The 21,339-nt window shown below is 51.1% G+C and carries 15 protein-coding genes; 10 read left to right on the top strand and 5 right to left on the bottom strand.

The genetic code is table 11. From position 1 onward, the window contains the following. The first annotated feature begins 8 nt into the window (after nt 1–8). A complete protein-coding gene (locus tag PBA01S_RS02880; RefSeq protein WP_085278597.1) occupies nt 9–1,949 on the top strand; it encodes an LTA synthase family protein in 1,941 nt (646 codons plus the stop codon). A gap of 68 nt (nt 1,950–2,017) precedes the next feature. Here the strand turns inward: PBA01S_RS02880 and PBA01S_RS02875 are convergent, their stop codons facing one another. Beyond that, on the bottom strand, nt 2,018–2,437 hold the full coding sequence (locus PBA01S_RS02875; RefSeq protein WP_085169512.1) for a hypothetical protein: 420 nt from the start codon (nt 2,435–2,437) through the stop codon (nt 2,018–2,020). Between the two features lie 213 nt (nt 2,438–2,650). On the opposite strand from PBA01S_RS02875, the gene PBA01S_RS02870 reads away from it, so the two are divergent. The 7 genes from PBA01S_RS02870 to PBA01S_RS02840 all read left to right on the top strand — a co-directional run bounded on the left by PBA01S_RS02870 (nt 2,651) and on the right by PBA01S_RS02840 (nt 12,105). Next, on the top strand, nt 2,651–3,310 hold the full coding sequence (locus PBA01S_RS02870) for an MOSC domain-containing protein (RefSeq protein WP_254899732.1): 660 nt from the start codon (nt 2,651–2,653) through the stop codon (nt 3,308–3,310). Between the two features lie 235 nt (nt 3,311–3,545). Then, on the top strand, nt 3,546–6,692 hold the full coding sequence (locus PBA01S_RS02865) for a copper amine oxidase N-terminal domain-containing protein (RefSeq protein WP_254899731.1): 3,147 nt from the start codon (nt 3,546–3,548) through the stop codon (nt 6,690–6,692). A 143-nt stretch (nt 6,693–6,835) separates the two neighbouring features. Beyond that, complete coding sequence (locus PBA01S_RS02860) at nt 6,836–7,807, top strand: phosphotransferase family protein (RefSeq protein ID WP_085169507.1); 972 nt, start codon at nt 6,836–6,838, stop codon at nt 7,805–7,807. 278 nt (nt 7,808–8,085) lie between these two features. Continuing rightward, complete coding sequence (locus PBA01S_RS02855) at nt 8,086–9,084, top strand: glycosyltransferase (protein ID WP_028537503.1); 999 nt, start codon at nt 8,086–8,088, stop codon at nt 9,082–9,084. Nucleotides 9,085–9,300: 216 nt separating this feature from the next. Beyond that, a complete protein-coding gene (locus PBA01S_RS02850) occupies nt 9,301–9,786 on the top strand; it encodes an RDD family protein (RefSeq protein WP_085169505.1) in 486 nt (161 codons plus the stop codon). Nucleotides 9,787–9,867: 81 nt separating this feature from the next. Beyond that, nucleotides 9,868–10,779: a polysaccharide deacetylase family protein gene (locus tag PBA01S_RS02845; protein WP_016313778.1), complete on the top strand. Its 912-nt coding sequence runs from the start codon at nt 9,868–9,870 to the stop codon at nt 10,777–10,779. 36 nt (nt 10,780–10,815) lie between these two features. Next, a complete protein-coding gene (locus PBA01S_RS02840; RefSeq protein WP_028537504.1) occupies nt 10,816–12,105 on the top strand; it encodes an MFS transporter in 1,290 nt (429 codons plus the stop codon). A 29-nt stretch (nt 12,106–12,134) separates the two neighbouring features. On the opposite strand, the gene PBA01S_RS02835 is transcribed toward PBA01S_RS02840, so the two are convergent. Together PBA01S_RS02835 and PBA01S_RS22670 are read right to left on the bottom strand one after the other, a co-directional pair. Then, the gene (locus PBA01S_RS02835) at nt 12,135–13,862 is read right to left on the bottom strand and encodes a putative bifunctional diguanylate cyclase/phosphodiesterase (protein WP_127575290.1); all 1,728 of its coding nucleotides are present in this window, start codon (nt 13,860–13,862) and stop codon (nt 12,135–12,137) included. A 282-nt stretch (nt 13,863–14,144) separates the two neighbouring features. Further along, nucleotides 14,145–14,300, bottom strand: coding sequence for a hypothetical protein (locus PBA01S_RS22670; RefSeq protein ID WP_016313775.1), 156 nt, complete (start codon nt 14,298–14,300; stop codon nt 14,145–14,147). Nucleotides 14,301–14,540: 240 nt separating this feature from the next. Here PBA01S_RS22670 and PBA01S_RS02830 point away from each other — a divergent pair, with 240 nt between their 5' ends. Next, nucleotides 14,541–15,344, top strand: a complete 804-nt coding sequence (locus PBA01S_RS02830) for a formate/nitrite transporter family protein (RefSeq protein ID WP_028537506.1) — start codon at nt 14,541–14,543, stop codon at nt 15,342–15,344. 171 nt (nt 15,345–15,515) lie between these two features. Beyond that, complete coding sequence (locus PBA01S_RS02825; protein WP_085169503.1) at nt 15,516–18,563, top strand: EAL domain-containing protein; 3,048 nt, start codon at nt 15,516–15,518, stop codon at nt 18,561–18,563. A gap of 58 nt (nt 18,564–18,621) precedes the next feature. On the opposite strand, the gene PBA01S_RS02820 is transcribed toward PBA01S_RS02825, so the two are convergent. Beyond that, the gene (locus PBA01S_RS02820) at nt 18,622–19,821 is read right to left on the bottom strand and encodes an ROK family protein (protein WP_028537508.1); all 1,200 of its coding nucleotides are present in this window, start codon (nt 19,819–19,821) and stop codon (nt 18,622–18,624) included. Nucleotides 19,822–20,004: 183 nt separating this feature from the next. Next, nucleotides 20,005–21,282: a tyrosine-type recombinase/integrase gene (locus tag PBA01S_RS02815; protein ID WP_127575289.1), complete on the bottom strand. Its 1,278-nt coding sequence runs from the start codon at nt 21,280–21,282 to the stop codon at nt 20,005–20,007. Nucleotides 21,283–21,339: the final 57 nt, after the last annotated feature.

The raw sequence follows: 21,339 nt of genomic DNA, 5'->3' as shown, positions 1-21,339 counted from the left end.
GAAAAGAGATGGAGATCATACGTAACTCAAGTAACTCAAGTCGAATTCATTTCGTCGTCACGTTTGTGCTGATTGGCATGAAGCTGTTATTGCTGCGTTATTTCTTCTATGGCAGCCTTGGGGTTCAGGGATTGCCCGGAGAGTGGCTGTCGGTGTTGGCGCTGATGTGTTTGGTGGAGCTGTTGACGCCGGCTAAGGTCAAATGGGGAGTGTACTTAGGATTAAATTTGATCATCTCCGTGATTCTGTTTGCCGCGACGGTTTATAATGCCTACTTCGGTACAGTACCAACGTATGCGGTGCTCAGTGGACTCAACCAAGTTCCTGAGGTCAAAGCCAGCGTAGCTTCGCTGTTACGGCCTGAACAATTTCTATATTTCATGGATCTGCCGGTGCTGATTGCCGTTCGTATTCTTCGTGCGGCCCGCAGGCGCCGGGCTTCTCGAGGGTTCAATCTTGCGGAGGGGCTGGGGAGCCTCAGTTTCCGTAACAACCGGCCGCGTGCCCCGCTCGCGTGGAAGGTGGGGGTGGCTTTCGTCTTGATCGTCAGCCTCATGCTATCCGGCCTTTATATCCGCTGGGGCAAAGACATCGACAATGAGCTGGTGCGCGCCGAAAGCGTAGGTTTCTTTAACTTCCAGGTTGATGCAGCGATCCGCAACCAGGAGGAAGAGCGGATGATCGCGGAAGGCAATCTGCAGGAGACGGCAGTCAAAGTCCGTCAGCTTGAGAGCAGCTATCCTTACAAAGTGGATATGCCCGGGGTGCCGGCTTATTTTGGCGCTGCCCAGGGGATGAATTTGATCATTGTGCAGATGGAGTCGTTTCAGAACTTCCCATTGAATCTGGAGATAAACGGCCAAGAAATTACGCCCGTCCTTAACGGTTTAGCGAAGGAAGGCTTCTACTTTCCACGCGTGTTCCAGCAGATTGGCCCCGGCAATACGTCCGATGCCGAGTTTATGTCCAATACGTCGATCTATCCAACTGCTGCGGAGGCGATGTCAACCGGGTATGGGGACCGGGAACTGCCTAGTCTGCCGCGTCTGCTGCAAAAATACGGGTACACGGCAAATACGTTCCATATTAACAAGGTGACCTTCTGGGATCGGAACAAAATGTACCCGGCGCTGAACTTCGATAAGTATTACGACAAACCGTATTATGCCAACGATCATTTTAACGATTTTGGCGCGTCCGACGAGGAAATGTATCGGGTTGGCGTCGAGAAACTGGCCGAGCTCAAAGCGCAAGACAAGCCGTTTTACGCTCAATTTGTCACCACCTCAAGCCATAATCCGTTTGTGGTACCGGAGGATCGCCGCCAAATCGAGCTGCCGACGGAGATGAAAGGCACGATGCTTGGGAATTATATCGAGGCAGTCAACTACACGGACTATGCGATCGGCAAGCTGATCGATGGATTGAAGCAAACGGGGTTGTGGGAAAATACGACGCTGGTGTTCTACGGGGACCACTTTGGCCTTCAGGAGAAGGATGTGCCCGCCAAGGAGATCAGCGAGAAGCTGGGGATCGCTTACGACGAGCGGATCAGCCGGTTCAACATCCCGCTGATCATTCACATTCCCGGCCAACAACCCGGCCAAGTTGTCGAGCGCACCGGAGGCCAGGTTGATATTTTGCCGACGGTAGCTAATCTTCTCGGAATTTCGTTGGAACATGAGGGATTCACCGCCTTTGGTCATGACTTGCTGAACCTGGATCGTAACGTGGTGGGGATGCGGTATTATCTGCCGACGGGCTCGTTCTTTAACGATGAAGTCATGTTCGTCCCAGGTGCTGGCTTTGACGACGGCGCAGCGGTTTCTCTGGACACGCTGCAGCCTGTCGCTGATATTGCGCCGTATCGCAGCGATTACGATTACATTTTGCAACTGATGAAGCTCTCCGATGAATATGTTAAGCTCCTTCCGAAACGGGGAAGATAAACGCAACAAGGCCCTGCTAGATACCGCAAGAAATAGCGGTTCATAGCAGGGCCTTCATTTTTTAATCATTAACCAAGGATGGTATACCTTGTTTTCGCGCTCTCGGCAACCAGCTCCGGAAGCTCTTGCAGCTGAAGCTCATAAACTTCACGGGTGATGCTGCCATCGTCCAACCGTTTCTGCAACTGCTCCTGTAGTTGGGCAATTTGCAGCTGGATAACCTGGTTTGCATCCTGACCATGGGATTCGGCAATCTCTGCCAGCGACTGGCCTTCAAGCAAAGCGTCGTAAACCTCCCGGTCGGAGGAAGCGCCCAGCACTCGGTTCAGCTCGTCCTCCTGACGCTCCGCCTTATTGCTTTGGTTGGATTGCTTGGAGGGGTGAGCCGCATAGCTCAGGCTGGTTACAAAACTGGACATGCTGGGGTTTATCGTAATCACAAGGGCCATCGTGCCGAGAATAACAACTTTTTTAAGTTTGAATTTCATAGATTACATTCCTCTCTTTGATGCAAGGGATCGTATTGATCGTAAAAAATCATTGTTGTGAGATCATGGATGTCTACTAGTAATACGGTTCAGGTGCCCGGCAAGTTTCAATTGGCTCCAATCCCTTGAATGAAAGGGTGGTGCTCAAGGGGGGTGTCCCTTATAATGGAATTTATTTCACGCTGATTTTCGGAACAGAGGGGGCTGCGAGAAATGGGTGATTTTATGACGGTTCATTCGCTCAACGTGGGAAAGCCAGTCGAGGTGGAACATCAAGGCAAAACGGTACGAACCGGCATCTTCAAAACGCCGGTGACGGAAGCAAGGTATCTCTCGTCGGTGAATTTTGCCGGTGATGAGCAAGCAGACCTTAAAAATCACGGGGGACCTGACAAGGCGGTTTGTGTCTATCCGTATGAGCGCTATGCTTATTGGGAAGAGAAGTTGGGGATTACCTTGGCACTTGGGGCGTTTGGGGAAAATATTACAACCGAAGGCATGCTCGAAGATGAGATCTGCATCGGTGACCGGTTCCGTATGGGCGGTACGATGGTTCAGGTCAGCCAACCACGTCAGCCTTGCTTCAAGCTGGGGATGAAGCATGGTTTGCCCGAACTGCCGCTGACCATCCAGCAAACGGGATATACCGGATATTATTTCCGGGTGCTCCAGGAAGGAGAGGTTCGGCCCGGGGATCAACTGGAGCTTGTCGAGAGGCATCCCGCAGGAGTTACGCTGGCGTTCGCGAACCGCGTGATGCACGTCGACAAAGAGGATGCCGATGGGATCCGGCGTATTTTGGCCGTGGAGGAGTTGTCAACCAGTTGGCGTGAACAGTTGACGGCCCGGTTGAATCGATTGACCAGCAAATAACCAGCTTGCAATACATCCGCTGCCCGTGATGGGGGCGGATTTTTTCATGCTTCTAGTCCTAGATAGATGGCGATAGTCCCTGGTTTATCCAGAATTTCTCGTACGGGGATAGGCATCTAGGAGTGAAAATTTTTTTACAAGCGGGAAACATAGAAACTTTTACCTGGTATCGCACGTCAAATGGGAAGAGTTACTTTTTCTTTAGCTGTGCATTAGCAAGGGGAGGACGAGATATTTGAAAAAAATTTGGGCTTCGCTCTTAGCCGCACTCTTAATAATACCAATCTTTCAACAGACAACGGCGCAAGCGGCTACGCCGATCAGCATTTACATTGATGGTAACCGGCTGACTACCGACCAGGATCCGGTTATCATTAGCGGACGGGTGATGCTGCCGCTCCGGGCTATCTTTGAAGCGCTGGACGCCAAAGTGAACTACAACCAGACGTTGAAGACCGTTACCGCCTACAAAGACGGTACCACGATCACGCTGAAGCTGATGTCGCGTTCGGCAACCATCAACAATGAGACGGTTTTGCTCGACGTGCCGGCACAAAGCGTGAAAGGCAGAACAATGGTGCCCGTCCGCTTCGTCAGTGAGGCGTTAGGGCAGCAAGTCGGGTGGAACAATTCCGCCAAAATCGTAACGATTAAATCCGGCTTTGGATCGGGCGGATCGGGCGGCTCGGATAACGGAAGTGATCCTGGTCCGGTAACCTACGTCACGGCCCGTGATGTAGGAAATTACGGGGATGGACGGGATTTGCAAATCAGCTTCTCGAAATCCTCGAACGAATCGCGCGTTGAACAGTATCGCGTGATGGTCGTGAAGGCAGCGAATGCTTCCAGCTTTAATCTGGCAGCCGCCCAGAAAGTCGGCTCGGCCAATTACACCTCGTTGTCTCCGTCAGGATCCGATCCGTCCTTAACGCTGTCAGCCAGCGCACGGGATGTGGACGGAGCAGCGATTCGTGAGGATCAATCCTACGTTGCTTATGTATTGGTGATCGGCAAGGGCAACAGCGCCAATACGTTGTCGAATCCATCACCGGCCTTTACGTTGACCAACACCGTGTCCGTTGCGGCTCCAACGAACGTTAAAGTCAGTGACGTGAGCGATTACGGCGATGGCCGCGACCTGAGCGTCACCTTTACAAGAGCGCAAAATGAAAGCAACATCGCGAACTATCGCGTGTTCGTCGTCAAGACGAAGGACGCTAGCAGCTTTACAGTGAGCACGGCGAACAACCTGTCCAGCTCTTACTACACGCTTGTGTCCAAAACAGGGAGCGGATCGACGTTAACCGGTCAGTTGTCCTCTTCCACGCGGGATACGTCCGGTGATCTGATCAAGAACGGCGTGTCCTACACAGTGTTTGTGTTATCTGTGAGCAATAGTACGGGATATGCGAACAAATTGTCGTCCGGCTCCTCGGCGATTACACTCTCGCAAGGCTCGATTATCGCGCCGGTCATCACGAAGGTGGAAGACTGGAACGACTATGGCGACGGCCGCGACCTGCGGGTGAGCTTCAACCGGATCTCGGATGAAACGCGGATCAGTTCGTACCGGATCTTCGTTGTGAAAGCCAGTGACTATGCGAACTTCAGCCTGGCCAAAGCAAACCAAGTCTCTAGCGTGAACTATACGCAGGTGAACAAGACCGGTTCGAATATTACTTCGTATGCCTTGTCCTCCAATGCCCGGGATGTCGACGGAGCCACGATTCGCAACGGTGTCAGCTATCGGGTATTCGTTATGGCCGTGGGTACCGGGGCTTACGCAGGAAACAATACGCTGTCGTCCGCTTCGGCTGCGATCACGTTAACCAATGGCAGCACGGTGGATATGGTATCGAACGTCACGGTCGAAGACGTGAGCGATTATGGGGACGGCCGCGACCTGAAGGTAACCTTCACCCGGGCTGCGAACGAAACGTATATCAGCAATTATCGGATCCTGGTGGTCAAAACCTCGGATGCGAATAACTTTACGTTAGCCAAGGCAAACAATGTTGGCAGCGCCAATTATACGACGGTGAGCAAGAACGGCTATACACTTTCCACGGTTCTGAAATCGGGGGCGAGAGATGTAGACGGAGCCACGATCCGCAACGGCGTCAGCTATCGGGTGTTTGTCCTGTCGGTAGCCAGCAACGGATATAACCTGAGCAATGCGTTGTCTTCTTACTCCTCGCCGATTACATTGTCGCCAAATACAATTGATGCGGTTTCGAATATTAAAGTCTCCGACGTAAACGATTATGGCGATGGCCGGGATATGCAGGTTTCGTTCTCACATGCTTCCAATGAAACGTACATCAGCCAATACCGGATCATGGTGGTGAAATCGTCGAACGTTGGCAGCTTCAACTTATCGAAAGCAAATGCGCTGTCCAGCGATAGATATACGTCGGTCAGCAAAGGCAGCAGTACTTTGACTGCTACTCTCAACGCAAGTGCGAAAGACGTTGACGGCGACCGGATTAAAAACAACGTCGCTTACCGAGTTTTTGTCCTGTCCGTAGCCAATAACGGTGGGAACAATGTATTGTCGACGTACTCGAACTTAATTACGTTAAGCGACAATAGCGCTGTTAGTGCAGTTAATGGTTTGTATGCACAATTGAATGGCACGAAAAGCGGTACCTACCGAGATATCGATTTCGGTTTTAATAAGCTGGCAAATGAAAGTAATGTCGTGGAGTACCGGATTCTCGTAGTTCCAGCATCAAAAGCGGGTAACTATAAACTTACGGATGCCAACAAGGTCAACGATCCAGAGCGATTCACATCGGTAAATCCGAGCGGGAAGAACGTGAAGCAAACCTTGGCACACTCGAAGGACGTTGATGGAAATGAGATCAACAAAGATACCTCGTATCAAATTTTTGTTTTAACTGTAGCCAAGAACGGTGCTAACGCTCTATCTGCCGCGTCTAATGCTGTGAAGCCGACAGTGGGGCCGGATAATATTTCGGTTGCTCCGGTAACTCGACTCAATGCGGTGGCTGAAGGGAACTCCATTAAGGTTGATTTTGAGCAGCCTGACAACAGGAATTACATTCGATCCTATAAGGTTCTCGTAATTTCTGAAGACCAAACTTTAAACTTGGATGCGGCTATCGCTTTGAAAAACAATGGTGTCAATGTACCAGCCGATAATGGCACACTCAGTACTGTGGTTAGCCAAGATATCTATCACAATCCGATTGCTGCCGGGAAATACAGAGTCTATATTCTGTCAGAGCCGGATGGGACTAATGCAAAAGGATATGCACTTTCGAACTCTATAACGGTAGAAGTCCCTGTGGTACAATCGGAGCCCGAGGATGAGGGGCAAGGTGCGGAGCCGAAGGATACGGATTCATCTTCACTATAAATTCGATGTGCATTCACAAGAGCGGTGCGCTTAAGGCGCCGCTCTTTTTTTGTGTGTAATTGGCTCAGTACAGGCGGCGGATTGACAATCTTTTCAAAATTTATGTAACATTAAGGTCAAACTAGGGAGCGGAAGGAACCCAAATGCGGAACATCGATGCAGTAGTCAAAGCAGACGGAACGCTGGATGAGAGCAAGATCTGGCGCCGGGAACCTATGTACCAAGGCATGAATGGACAATGGGTGGAGCGGATCTACCTCGCTCCGGGTCAAAGTTATATTTTCAAGCCGCTGACGAACGGGGAATCGGCGGACCGGGAGGCATGGGTGTACCGGAACGTGTTGGCGGAGCTGCCTGAGATTCCAGCGCCGATGCTGCTTGCCGCTTCGCCGGAGGGGAGCGGTGCTAAGAGCTGGGCGATCTTCGAGGATCTGGGGCAGCTGAACCATACCTACCGGCTGGAGTACGCCCGAGCGGCGGTGCGACAGCTGGCTCGCCTGCATGCGGCTCCCGTGGAACAGTGGCCGAGCTTGCCCGCCCAAGGCCCGAAGCCCGGCATCGCAGCCATCGCCGCAGACGTGTTGAATCGGCGGGAGGAGGCACTGGCTGTCTTAGGCGGACAGGGGCTGCCGGTCCAGTGGTTGGATTCCGAGGTCATCTCGGCGGTCCGGGACGGGCCCGGCTTCACGGCCAAGCGGCAGGTGCTGTCGCATGGCGATCTGCATCAGGGCAATTACGCCGTGACAGGGGCGGGGCGCGTGGTGTTGCTGGATTGGGAGCATGCGCACCGGAATCTCCCCTATTGGGATTTGTACCATCTGATCGACATGTCCCATCCGCGCTTTCCTAAGGTGATGCCGGCAGAGGATCGGATGGAGCTGCTTGAGACGTATCTTGCAGAAGCGGACAAACAGGGCACGTCATGGGTCAAGGATGTGCTGATCCGGGAGTACGCCTGGGTTGCTGCGATCTTTTCCCTATGGATGCTCCTCTTGATTGAAGGAGATTTGCGCCGAGGCGGCGGCGTTTGGACGAAGGAAGGGCTGCTGCGGCAGCGGGAAGAGACGGCGAAAGGCTTGGCTGGATGTTTGGAACTGCTGGAGAACCATGGGTAGCCTATGAACACTTGCGATTGCGATCTGTTAACGGACTGTAGTGACCTTATCAGCTCATTTTCCGAATATTTCCTGCAGTAACGGACCTGTAAGCCGCTATTTGGGCTATAAAGAGGTGTTTCTACCGGATTTGCCTACAATAAGGTCTCTCAAGTCCGTTAAACTCGCGTAGCCTCGGATTCATAGCCATTAGCGTCCATTAGGTCCGTTAGCGGTTGACGAAGCAAGACATGACGTGGCAAGCCACATACTACTATATCAACTAGAGGCGGGATCAAATGAAGAAAGTCGGTTTAGTCATGCGAAAAATCCAGTTTGCGGAAGCCCAAGGCCCGCGCGTGTTTGCGGAGCGGCTGCGCGACATCGGCCGGGAACTAGGCGTGGAAGTTGTGTTCATCTCACCGGAGCGCCATGTCAGCGGACACGATTGGCTTCCCGGCTATGAACATGAGAAGGGGGATTTGGTCAATTACGATATCGTGCTGGACCAGATTTACTCGCAGAACATCGAGCACGTGATTTATACGGTATCCGGGTTTACTTTTCTGAAAATGTTCCTCCCCAAGAGCGTACTGTTTCCCCACAGCTTCCCTGATCCGGCGCTGACAGGTTACGAAATGATGAAGCCGTTCTATGGCATCGTGGACAAGGCGATCGTACAGACGGAGTTTTTGCGGAAGCAAATGAACGACGTGTTTGGTGTGACGGATGTGGATGTGATCCCAATCGGATTTAATGAAACGTTAGCGGAGCGGTATTATGACCCTGCGGCCATTGTGGAGAATCGGGTATTGTGGATCGGACGGGACGAGGAGAATCGGCGGCCGGACCTGGTGCTGGAATATGCGCGGCAGAATCCGGACAAGGATGTCGTGATGGTGTTTGGCGGGGAGCGTTATAAGGAAAGTGTGAAAAAATACAACATCCCTCGTAACGTTACCCTGAAGTTTGCATTAACCCAGGACGAGGTGTTCGCGCTGATGAACTCGGCCAAGGTGTACTGGAGCTGTTCCCGGTTTGATACCTTTGCGATGCCGCTGACCGAAGCGCTGGCGATGGGCAAAATCGTCGTCAAACCAGAGCATCCGTGTTATGGCCACATCAGCTCTCGGCACGCCTTTTCCGGCAACGAGCACAACTGGTTTGAGCTGGTTAACATGGCGGCAGCTTCACCGCTGAAGTTTTCCAGGGACAATCGGGATTACGCCTTTGAGAAGTTTTCAGCGACCGTGATGAAGCGAGGCTACGAGCGGTTCTTTGGGGAGTGGCTCAAATGAGCGGGCGGACGGAAGAAACCAATGCGGCTCGGAATATCATTAATAGTTAATCACGATAAGGACAGTCGATTCACGACTGCCCTTATTTTTTTTGCCTGAGCAGGAATTATTAGGATATAAGCGGAATTACAAATTACAAACTCAAGAACTATAGGCCTAAGTTCCAACATACACTTGGTATATAAATTCATCGGCCAGAGAAAGGGCTGAAGTTACATGTCACAACCCATGCTTACCGATGGGCAACCGTTTTTCTTTTATGAGCCGCCCTCCACACAGAACCAGGATCAGGGGGAACGCCGTGAGATGATGTATCGCGACCCGGACCAGATCTACGTGGGATTCTGGCGAAGGCTGCTCGCGTATTTGATCGATGCTGCCATTTTAACGCTTGTCAATTGGTTGCTGCCTTTGCCCGATCTGGTCCAGCGGATTCTGGATATCTTGTATTTTGTGATCATGCCCTGCTCTTCCTGGCAGGGGACGGTCGGGAAGCGGGTGATTGGCGCAAAAATTGTAGATGGTCAAGGAGAACGAATTTCGTTTTTACGTTCGCTCTGCAGGTACTTTGCTCAGATTTTATCCGCTTTGATCCTGTTGATCGGTTTTATCATGATTGGTTTTACCCGGGAGAAGCGGGGATTGCACGATTGGATCTGTGACACGTTCGTCATTAACCGGGATTCGGAGTTTTATCCTTAACCGAAGATGCACTTCGGTTATTTTCAATATTTATGAAAGCGTTTTAATTAATTAGAAGAGCAGAAACGGAGGAGAAGGCAAATGACATTGGCAGAGCGATTGGGGTACGGGCGGGAAGCCAAACTGTTGATTGTAAACGCGGACGATTTCGGCATGTGCCATGCGGAGAATATGGCGATTACCCAACTGCTGCAGGAACGGGCGGTATCCTCCGCGACGGTGATGATCCCTTGCTCCTGGGCCAAGGAAGCAGTGGCGTGGAGCGTTGCCAATCCAGAGTACGATGTGGGGGTCCATTTGACGTTCACCAGTGAATGGAACGGGTACAAGTGGGGGCCGGTTACCCGGGATGGAGACGTGCGAACTCTGGTGACAGAGGAAGGTTATTTTCCCGAGGACGTCGCCCGCTTCGAATTGCAGGCCACCCGGCCGCAAGTGCGCCTTGAAATGATTAATCAGGTGGAGACCGCATTGGCGCTAGGCTTGGCTCCTACACATCTCGATAACCACATGGGCAGCCTATATGGTTTGGCAACAGGGAACCATTTCCTAGACGTGACGTTTGAGATCTGTGCGGATTACGGATTGCCCTTCCGGTTGCCTCGTTCACTGCCGCAAATAGGGAAATTGCCCCCGGAGGCGAATGCCCTCATGCGTCAGGTCACCGAGTTAGCTGACCGGATGGGTGTGATCCTCCTCGACGATCTCATCGGTCTGCCCTTTGGCAAGCAGCCGGGCGAAACATACGAGAGCTACAAACGCGATATGATTGCGGTTCTTAAAGGGCTCCGCCCCGGCGTTTCAGAGATTATCATCCATCCAGCGCTTGCAACGGAAGAACTGAAGGCTATCCATCACGAATGGGAAAAAAGACATTGGGACTACATGTTGTTCCGAGATCCAGACATTAAGACGGTTCTTGCGGAGGAAGGCATCGAGATGATCCGTTGGAAGGACTTGCAGGATCTGCAGAAGTCACAGCAGCGGCTTTAGGGCCGGCTGGCTGATTGAATAAAGGAGGCAGGGCGGATGATGCGAACCGCAAATCCGGGAAACCGGACGGAGCTTCAAAAGGTAGCCTACAGTTCGGGCAATCTGGCGGTCAATTTGATGTCGCAAGCTTTTGCAACCTATCTCGTCTATTATTACGTCGACGTGCTGGGCGTACGGCCTGCCTGGATCAGCTTGGCGATGATCTTTCACGGCGTGCTGAATGCTGTGCTGAACCCGTTGTTTGGTCATTTGTCTGACCGGACCCGCACCCGGTTTGGCAGACGCCTTCCTTATATCGGGTTTGGAATGGTTCCGCTGGCGGCAGCGTTTGCATTGCTGTGGGTGCCCCCGGCGGCGGAAGGAGCAGCCTTTCCATATTTTATTGGCACGGTGATTCTGTATGATGCATTATTCGTCTTGGTTGTTCTGAACTACTCGGCTTTGTTCCCGGAGATGTTCCAGAGTATTAAGGACCGAGCGTATGTCTCTTCATGGCGGCAAATGATGGGGATCGTGGGCATGATTGTAGGTGTCGCGATTCCGCCGCTCCTTTATTCTCAGATTGGTTGGGGTGCGATGGGGGTTATATTCGCTGGATTGTCGGCCATCTTCCTAGCGTTATCCCTTTGGGGCAGCCGGGAGCATCATGATCCGGAACGTGCCACCTTCCGTTTATCCACAGCGGTTCGACATACTTTGGGGAACCGAGCGTTTGTCCTTTACGTGACTGGCAGCTTTCTGGTGCAGTTTACATTTGCACTGCTGCCTGCCGGGATTCCGTTCTACACCAAATACGTGCTGGGCCGCGAGGAGAGCTATAACACCTTGTTGCTAGGGGCCATCTTTATCACCGCGATTCCTTGCGTATTTCTGTGGGGACGGATCACCGCCAAATATGGAGCTCGGCGGGGCATCCTCATTGCGGTGGGCTGCTATGCCGCAGCGTTGCTGCCGTTCGGCTTGGTTACACAGGCAGGCGGGGCGATGGGCACCGCTGCAGCCGTCGGCATCGGATTGGCAGGACTGCTGGTGCTGCTTGATGTCCTGTTGTCTGAGGTGATCGATGAGGATGAGCGGCGTACTGGGGCAAGACGGGAGGGCATGTACTTCGGCATGAACGGATTTATCGTGCGCTGGGGCGTTTCGCTGCAGGCGGCATGCATGGGGCTCATTCTGGAGGCGAGTGGTTACGATGCCGCATTAAATGAGCAGCCGGCATCGGCCGCGATGGGCATCCGATGGATGCTAAGCGGGATACCGGCTGGAGCGTTGCTGCTGGCATGGTTATTTTTTTACTTATTCCCTTTGGGCAAGAGAACGTCATAACCCGAGAGGATCGGGGGCTGTAACGCCCATTAACTTGATTTCAGCAAGCCTTCTACGGCTTCTTCGTTCAGCGGACGGCTGTAATAGTAACCTTGAATTTGATCGCAGCCGTTCTTCTGCAGAAATTCGAACTGCGCTTTCGTCTCGACGCCTTCGGCCAGCACCGTCATCCCCAGCGATTTGCCTAACTGGATGATGGAACGAAGCAGAGAGTTGTCACGTTCGGAGCACGGCGTCTCCTGCACGAAGGTTCGATCGATTTTCAGCACCTGAACCGGGAGCGACTTCAAGTAATGGATCGAGGAGTAGCCTGTCCCAAAGTCGTCTACCGAGAGTGAGATGCCCTTTTGCTGCAAGGCCGTTAAAGTATCCTTGATCATCACATGATCGTTTAACAGCGATTCGGTGACCTCCAGCTCCAAATACTGTGGGGCAAGACCTGTCTCGTCCAGCACCTGTTCAACGGTACGCAAGAATTGCGGATGTCGGAATTGCACCGCTGAGACATTCACCGATACCGGCAGCTTCGGATACCCGGCCTCTTGCCAACGTTTATTGGCTTTGCACGCCTCCAACAGGACCCATTCGCCTAATTCAACGATAAACCCATTCTCCTCGGCGATCGGAATGAAAGAGTTGGGCGGAATGTATCCCTGGACAGGGTCCTTCCAGCGGATCAGCGCTTCAAAGCCGGTCAGCTCTTGGGATAAGGCATTTACCTTGGGCTGGAAGTGAAGCTCAAACTCCCCTCTTGCCAGTGCGCGGATCATTTTTTTCTCTAACGTAATTTGGCTCTGCAGCCGATCCATCAGGTATTGATCATAGTAGTGCGGGCCTTCGAGCGCTTCCTTCTTGGCTTCCTTCATCGCCATTTCTGCATGCTGCAGCAGTTGATGAATGTCAGATCCGTCGTCCGGGTAGAGGCTGACCCCCATTCCGAAACTGACCTGGAACGCATAGTTGGATATTGTGTAAGGCTCTCTAAGCGCTTTATACAAATCTAGTGCAAGTGTATGTATGTATAAGGGATCCGTGATATTCGACACCAATACGAAAAATTCATCTGCAAAATTCCGGCATATCGGTGTTCCATCCGGGAATGAACGACGCAGTCTTTCTGCGACTTGGCGCAGCAGTTCATTGCCTTTGCTCTCGCCATAGCTTTCATTAATCAGCCGAAAACGGTTGAGATTGATACAAATGACAGCGGCCGTGGTATTCTCGGCTTGGGCCGAAACGAGCTCGGTGTACATCAGCTCCTTAAAATAGTTGGAATTCAGCAGGTGGGTCACCGGATCGAAATGGGACAACTGACGAAGTCGTTCCCTTGAAGCTTGTTGCTTCTCCATTTCCCGAGTTACGTCGAACTGAAGCCCAATGAAATAGAGCAGATGCCCGTCCGAATCCAAAATGGGACTGATGACAAACTGGTTCCAGAAGGTGCTGCCGTCCTTTTTATAGTTCTTGATGGTTACTGTAGCGGCCCCAATTTCCTTGATCGCTTTCCGAATTACGGCGAGATGTTCTTTGTTGGTCTCTTTTCCCTGAAGGAAACGGAGATTCCGATGGAGAACTTCCTCTCGCTTGTATCCGGTAATCTTCTCAAATCCTTGATTGACATAGACTAATGGATTGTCCGGAAGATTCGGATTTGTAATCGCCAGGCCAACGCCCATCCGATCAATGGCCTGAAACAAGGCCGAAGCGGTGAGCACGGATTCAGGCTGGAATAGGGAGCGTATCTGATCGTCTTCCACAATACAAAGCCTCCTCGAAATGATCCGCTGTAGAAGTAGAATAACAGACGATGTATGTCATACGGGAGAATCTACTAAAGTCATCACTTATGACTCCATCATACATGTGGCACGGTACCGATGGCAATCGATTTTTCCGACAAGGTGCGACAGAAGACGCGCATCCTTTCACCTAAATGCCAGTAGTCGTATGATAGAGAACAAAAGTTGACTATATCGATCAGATGCAAAAAAAGCGAGCCTGGGGGGTCCCTAAGCTCGCACTTATTTTGAATAGGCTGACTATTGAACGTCAGTTACCTCGGATTGCATCATTTCCAGCTTGCGGATGATCTCCTTTTGCCATTGGCGGTCGCCCAAATGGGTGGCAAGATTGAGCAGATCCAAGTAATCATCGATGTTCAGCCTTGTCTTTCTACGGGCGGCTAACAATCTCATGGGCATTCTCTCCTCTTACACTGTTGTTCGTTGATAAACCAGGTCAGCTCTGAATTAATAATGATAATCATTATCATATAATCCTCATTTTTATTATGCACAAATCTGTATCGCTTGTAAATAGCAGCAATACCGTTTATTTTAGATTTAAACGAAAATGGTGAGTGATGGGATGGCTGCAGCCAACAAGGGATAAGCTAACCTCAAAGAACATCATCAAATGAATTAACGGGGGGCGTTATGGAGACTGAATCGCTGTTAAAAGTTGAGGAGCTCGCAATCAAGAAATATAAGATTTTTATGCAAAGTCATATCCGGTATATTGCCAGAGCAATGCTGGCGAGCATGTTTATCGGTTTTGGAGTCATCGTTGCGTTTAAGAGCGGGAACTTCTTCTACGTGGAACATTCGCCGCTGACCTATCCGATGGCCGCCTTGACCTTTGGCGCTGCAATTATTCTTATCGCTTACGGCGGCGGGGATCTATTTACCGGAAATACGTTCTATTATACATACGCGGCTTTAAGGAAACGGCTGAAATGGCTGGATGTCACCAAGTTATGGGTGTTTAGCTACCTCGGCAATATTTTGGGCGCAGCCGCTTTTGCCCTTCTGATTTACTTAACGGGCTTATTTGCCGATGCTTCGGTGAATAGCTTCTTGCTCAACGTAGTTGAGCATAAGATGACGACTCCTGCCACAGAATTGTTTTTCCGCGCCATTCTTTGTAATTGGCTGGTGTGCCTGGCTTTTTTCATTCCGATGGCGCTGCAAGGGGATGGGGCGAAGATGTTTGCGATGATGTTGTTTGTCTTCTGCTTTTTTATCTCCGGTTATGAACATAGTATTGCGAATATGTGTACCTTCGCCATCGCTTTGGTGCTGGACCATCCCGCCACAATATCGTTTGGCGGTGTTCTTCACAACTTGATTCCTGTCACCCTAGGTAATTTGGTTGGCGGGGTGCTGTTGATGGGCTTTATGTACTATTTCGCCAACAAGCCGTATCTGGATGCGGAGGATGCTTCCGGTACGTCGAAATAGCCAACAGGTACAGTCAGACATCTTCTCATCAGGAGGTGTCTATTTTTTTTTGTAGAACCATGTAATATGGCATAGGTCTTCTTGTACTCCTATGATAAGATAAAGCAAAATATGCTAATTTTCGTGATTTGATAGTACCTCCACTATCCTAACGTAAAGGGTGTATCGCGAATGAAGCAAATCCGTCTGTTATGGGTGGCATTCCTGCTTGTGGTTTTGGTCACGGCGGGGTTAGGCTCGACAACAGCCGAAGCGGAGCAGAAAGAGGTTCGTTACCAGACGGAGCTGGACTATCCTCCTTATAAGTTCAGTCAAAACGGATTTCTGATGGGCTTCGATCTGGAATTAACCCACATGCTCTTCAAAGAGAAGGACTATACGCTGGTTTACTCCACCTCGGATTGGAAAAACGTGTACCAAGCTCTTACGGAAGGGGAGGCGGATACGTCCGGATTAATGGCGATCCAAGAGAATCGAAGGCAGGATGTGCTATTTTCCAAGCCGGTGATGCGGACTTATATCGGAGTCTATGCGGGAGAACATTTTCGCGGCTCATTAAGGACGGATGAACTCCACCAATATTCCGTTGGCGTAGGCGCCGGACAATATACGGAAGATATTTTACGGACTAAAGTTGGTGTAACGTCTTATCGTACATATCCTACCGTCGAAGCGGCCCTTGCCGCATTAAAACGGGGAGAAATCGACCTGCTGTTTGAGAATGAAAACGTCGTCGATTATTTGATTGTTAAGCAGGACATGACCGGAGAGGTTCACAAGTTGCTGGAAGGTTTGTATCCCTGCGATGTGGCTTATGGGATCAGCAAGCAAATGCCGGAGTTGGTTGAGTATGTGAACCGCCGGATTGATGATGTGAAGCGCTCAGGGGTGTATGAGGAGCTCTATCTGAAATATTTCTTCACCCATTCTGAATCCTACTCTTACGCATTACGGAACCGACTGATTCTCATCGGCGGACTGTTGGTCGGAGGGGGAGCCATCGGCTACACTTTACTTCGGACGTACATCAAACGTCTGCGCCGCACGATTCACGGCGAACGGGAATTTTCGAGGGAAGTGCTGGATCATAGCAACCTGTTTATTTGGGCGGTACATGGTGACGGGACAACGGTGCGTTTCAATCGGTACGCCGAGATGATTACCGGTATTCGGGAAGGAGAAGCGATTGGACGGCCATATACGGAGCATTCTCTGCTGCAGCACGCATGCCGGGAGTTGATTCCGCTGCTGGATCAGGCGCTTGCGTATCGCTTTGTGGATCATTGCGAGATTCATTTATTTTGCGCGGATCAAGGGAAGGATAAGGCGTTCTTGTTCCGCACGACAGTGATTCCTGGACTGAAAGGTGACCCGGATGTTTTCATCATGACTGGTGTAGATATCGAAGAGCGTAAGCAATTCGAAAATAAGTTGCATTACAGCTATCAGGAGCTGGAGGCTGCGCATTTAGAGTTAACGGCGACTCAGGAAGAATTAAGACAGAACTTCGATATGCTGCTGGATAATCAGGAGCGGCTAAGACGTAGCGAAGAGCGCTATCGCATGGTCACGGAGGCATCCAACGGCGGCATTTGGGAGTGGGATTTGGATCGGAACCATCGGTATTATTCGCCGAGATGGTTTGAACTGCTGGGTTACGAACAAGAGGATTTAATAACCAGCGAGATGATGCAACAGGTGGTCCATCCGGAAGATAATGTGAAAATCCATGAGGAATTTGCGTCCTTACAGGCAGGGGTCAAAGAGGTCTTCGAGTGCGAATATCGGCTGCGGTGCAAAAACGGGGAGTACCGCTGGTTTTTAGGACGAGGGAAAGCGCTGTTTGATGATCAAGGGCGGGCCTATCGGATGGTGGGATCGAATATCGATATTCACCAGTTGAAATTGTACCAGCAGCGGATGCGGCATCTCGCCTACTACGACACACTTAGCGACTTGCCGAACCGGTTATATTTGCTTGAGAAAATGGATGAACTGGTTTCCCGAGAGGATGCCAAAGCCGCATTATTTTTCGTAGATACGGATAATTTTAAATTTATTAATGATACGTTGGGGCATAAATTTGGGGATCGGCTGCTGATACAGGCCAGCGCTCGCTTGACCTCCCTGATTGGAGAGGCCGGGATGCTCTTTCGCCTCGGCGGGGATGAGTTTGTAATTCTGATGAATGATGCGGGGAAGGAAGAAGCAACGGGACTGGCCCAAAAGCTGATCCAGGGATTCAAGGAGCCGTTCCGGATAGACGACAGCGATCTGTATGTATCGATTAGCATCGGAATATCGTTCTACCCGGAAGACGGACGGAGCCCGGAGGAACTTCTCAAGAATGCCGACGTCGCGATGTACGCGGCCAAAGAGGCGGGGAAAGGCCAATATGCCGTCTTCGCTCCAGCTTTCCTTGAAGCGTTTAATGAGCGAGTGGTCTTGGAAAAGAACCTGCGGCATGCGCTCGACCGGGGGGAGTTCATCATTCACTACCAGCCTCAAATCTCGGTTCGCGACGGCCAAATTTGCGGGTTTGAAGCGCTGATCCGTTGGAACAGTCCGGAACTTGGCTTCGTATCGCCTTTATCCTTTATCAAAATAGCCGAGGACAGCCGCCTGATCGTCCCAATCGGCGAATGGGTGCTGCGAGAAGCGTGTGCTTTCGCCAAACGTCTTGAGGACGACGGGTTTGGAACGTATAAAATCGCTGTGAACATTTCCGTGGTTCAGCTGCTTGAAGAAGACTTTGTTGGCAAGGTGTTGCAGATCCTTCAGGAGACCGGCTTGAATCCTGAATACTTAGAGCTGGAAATTACCGAGTCGATGATTATGGAAACGTTGGAATCACTGGTGCCGAAGCTCAATGAATTGAAGGCCAACGGCATTCAAATCGCATTAGATGATTTTGGCACCGGCTATTCCTCGCTGGGGTCACTTAAGCAGATGCCAATTACAACATTGAAGGTGGATCGATCATTTATTGAGCATTTGCCGGAACAGGATGACAGCCGTTCGCTCGCGAAAGCAATCGTTCTGATCGGACGCAAAATGGGGCTTCAGGTCATCGCCGAAGGTGTAGAAACCAAGCAGCAGATGGAGCATGTACGCCGCGCGAAATGCGATGTCATTCAAGGGTATTATATTAGCAAGCCGCTTCCGGAGGTAGAGCTGCGCGATTTGCTGCGAAGCTTCCCGCTGGATGAGATGGCATAAAAATAACCTGCAGTCTCGTGGAATATAGAACACGAGACTGCGGGTTATTCTTTTTGGATCAAAGGCCGGCTGTCGAGCCGCTGACTTGCACAGGAACGGAATCCGGTTCGCTGAGGAACGCAGTAATCGGCATGGAGGCGGCGCCGAGTGCGGTCGATCGGATGCCTAAGTTGGCGAAAGCTACTGCGGATTTCTTCCGGTGATAAGACAAGCTGCGGTTTTCGATGGTGCGCAGCATCGCATCCTCAATGAGGTCCCCGGCTAGCGACAGACGGTTGCCGATGACGATCAGCTCCGGATTGAGGATGTTGACCAAATTGGCGAGTCCAACGCCAAGCTGGGCGCCGATTTCATTCAGGAGCTGGGTCGCCCGGGAGTCACCGCCGCGGGCCAGTTGAAGCATCTCCTCCAGGTCGGGGTGCTGTTCTCCCCACACCTTGGCGGCTCGGTCAAGCAACGCCTTCTCCGAGGCGAGCGTTTCCCAGCAGCCGCGGTTGCCGCAGCGGCAGAGCGGGCCGTTCTCGGCGACGGTCATATGACCAACTTCGCCGGAGAAATTCGACGTGCCGCGGTACAGTTCGCCGCCAACGATAATGCCGGAACCGATGCCGATCCCGATGCTGAGGTAGATCAAGTTTTGGGCCTCGCGTCCGGCCCCAAAGAGCTTCTCGCCTATCGCGCCGGCGTTGGCCTCGTTATCAATATGAAGATTGGCCCCGAATTCGGAGGCCAGCGGTTCTAATAATTCAACCTTGTTCCAGTCCAGGTTGGGTGCGGAGATCACCCGGCTCTTGTCGTCGACGAGCCCGGGTACGCCAATGCCGATCCCCACGATCCCATACGGGGATTCGGGTAATTGCTGGCGAAACTCATGGATAGTCTGACGAATCTGATCCAGTACGTGCTCCGGACTGAAGTCGCGAAGCGGCACCAATTTTTCCTGAAGCACGTGGCCCTCCAGATCAACCAGCACGGCCAGTAAATCATTGACGCGGATGTCGATGCCAATGGCATATCCGGCATTGCGGTTAAAGAGCAGTAAGGTCGGCTTGCGCCCGCCGCTGGATTCGCCGGGGCCGATCTCGGTAACCAGATGACTGTCGATCAACTCGGAGACGAGGGACGATACGGTCGCCTTGTTCAAGCCAATCGCAGCGGAGATATCCGCACGAGACAAGGGTTGACGCTGACGAATCGTATCCAGGACGATCGTTTTATTCATTTTTTTGATCAGCTGTTGGTCGCCTGTGATTTTCATGTAAACTCCCTCGTTATACCCAAGCTTGTTAGCATGGCAATATTGTGTCTATACGCATCATAACATAAACGTCCCAGGTAAAATCAATAACTTTGTTAGTTTACTAGACAAAGTAAGATATAGAAAAGCGCGATAATGACGCGGTGCATTCGAGGTTTTGCCCACAATTTGCCCACAAAAGGGCTAACTTATTGTGGATATGAGGTCTTGCATGAGGTTGTCGAGCTTTTCGACATTAGCCCGACGGCGTGCTTCTGTAACATGATAATAAACTCGTTTTGTCATCTCATCCGTAGCATGTCCGAGTTGCTTTTGGATATCCTCCAACGATGCGCCGGCTTCGGCGCTCAGACTCGTAAAGGTGTGTCTCAAGCTATGTGGTGTGATCGTCGTTGGCAACCCCGCAGCAGTAAGAACGTTCTTCAAGGTATACTCTACGGTAGCAGGGTGCAGTGGGTATCCAGGGTAGTCTTTGTAACTTACAAATAAAAATCTTCGATTTGGGTCCTGATGAAATTTAGGGCCGCAAAGCAACCTGAACGACTTAAGATCGGTCCTTTGGTTTTCAATTACAGTCGAGACCGTATCGCTGAAATCAACAGTCCGGATCGACGGCTTATTTTTTGGTGTAACTAACTCATACTTTCGTATACCTCCCTTAGGGATGTACAGGTTAGCAATGATTCGCATTGTCCGCTTGGTAGTATCAACCCTTGCATCTTCCAGCGCACACAGCTCGCCGATCCGCAAGCCGGTATAGGACAGCACAAAGACGATCCGGTAGAGCTGACGCATTCCGAAGGCTAATTTAGGGTCTTTTTCTGATGCGGCCAGAGCTTTAATAGCTTTGAGTAATTCGACGAGTTGCCCTTTTTCAAGATAATCTGGCAAATCACCGGAGACTGCTAATTCCTCTAGATCGTCGAATGACTGCTTAACGGCCGGCTTAACCGATTCTGCAGTAGGGTCAATAGCAATCACTTGCATTCTCTTAGCGAGCTGGAATATCATGCAAATCGTTGAATAGATGCCGTTTATAGCGCTTTGCCCGAGTTTGTACTTGTCGCGAAGAGAAAGGAAAAAATTTTGAACCTGTAAAGGCGTAATGTCCTTCAGCTTTACACCGGCGAAGGCTTCTTTAGCTTGTTTCAAGTGTGCATACTTACCTTCGATAGTACCGGGTTTGAGCTCCTTCTCTGCGGCATACAGCTCGATTGCCTGCTTTGCCCAATCAATGAACAGAATGTTTTGCTCATCAACATAAAGTCCTTCGAGCAGCTTCGCTTCGATGATCACACCCGCTTGATAAGCCTCTAACGGAGTTGGGTACTGCTTGGTCTCCTTTTGTTTTCTTCCCTTCGTCCCGTCTGGTTTCGTAACCGGTACTTCATAGCGATAAGTGTAACCCTTGCCGCGCTTACGGACATTAGGAGGTAACTCCTCTTTCTTTCTTCTAGGCACTTACATTCACCACCTTAAACGGAATGTATGTTCGGTTTTTAGTATATAGTGAACGGC

Origin of the sequence: Paenibacillus barengoltzii NBRC 101215, from assembly GCF_004000745.1 — a bacterium.
Classification (GTDB): domain Bacteria; phylum Bacillota; class Bacilli; order Paenibacillales; family Paenibacillaceae; genus Fontibacillus; species Fontibacillus barengoltzii.
This window is presented reverse-complemented; position numbering and strand designations above follow the sequence as displayed.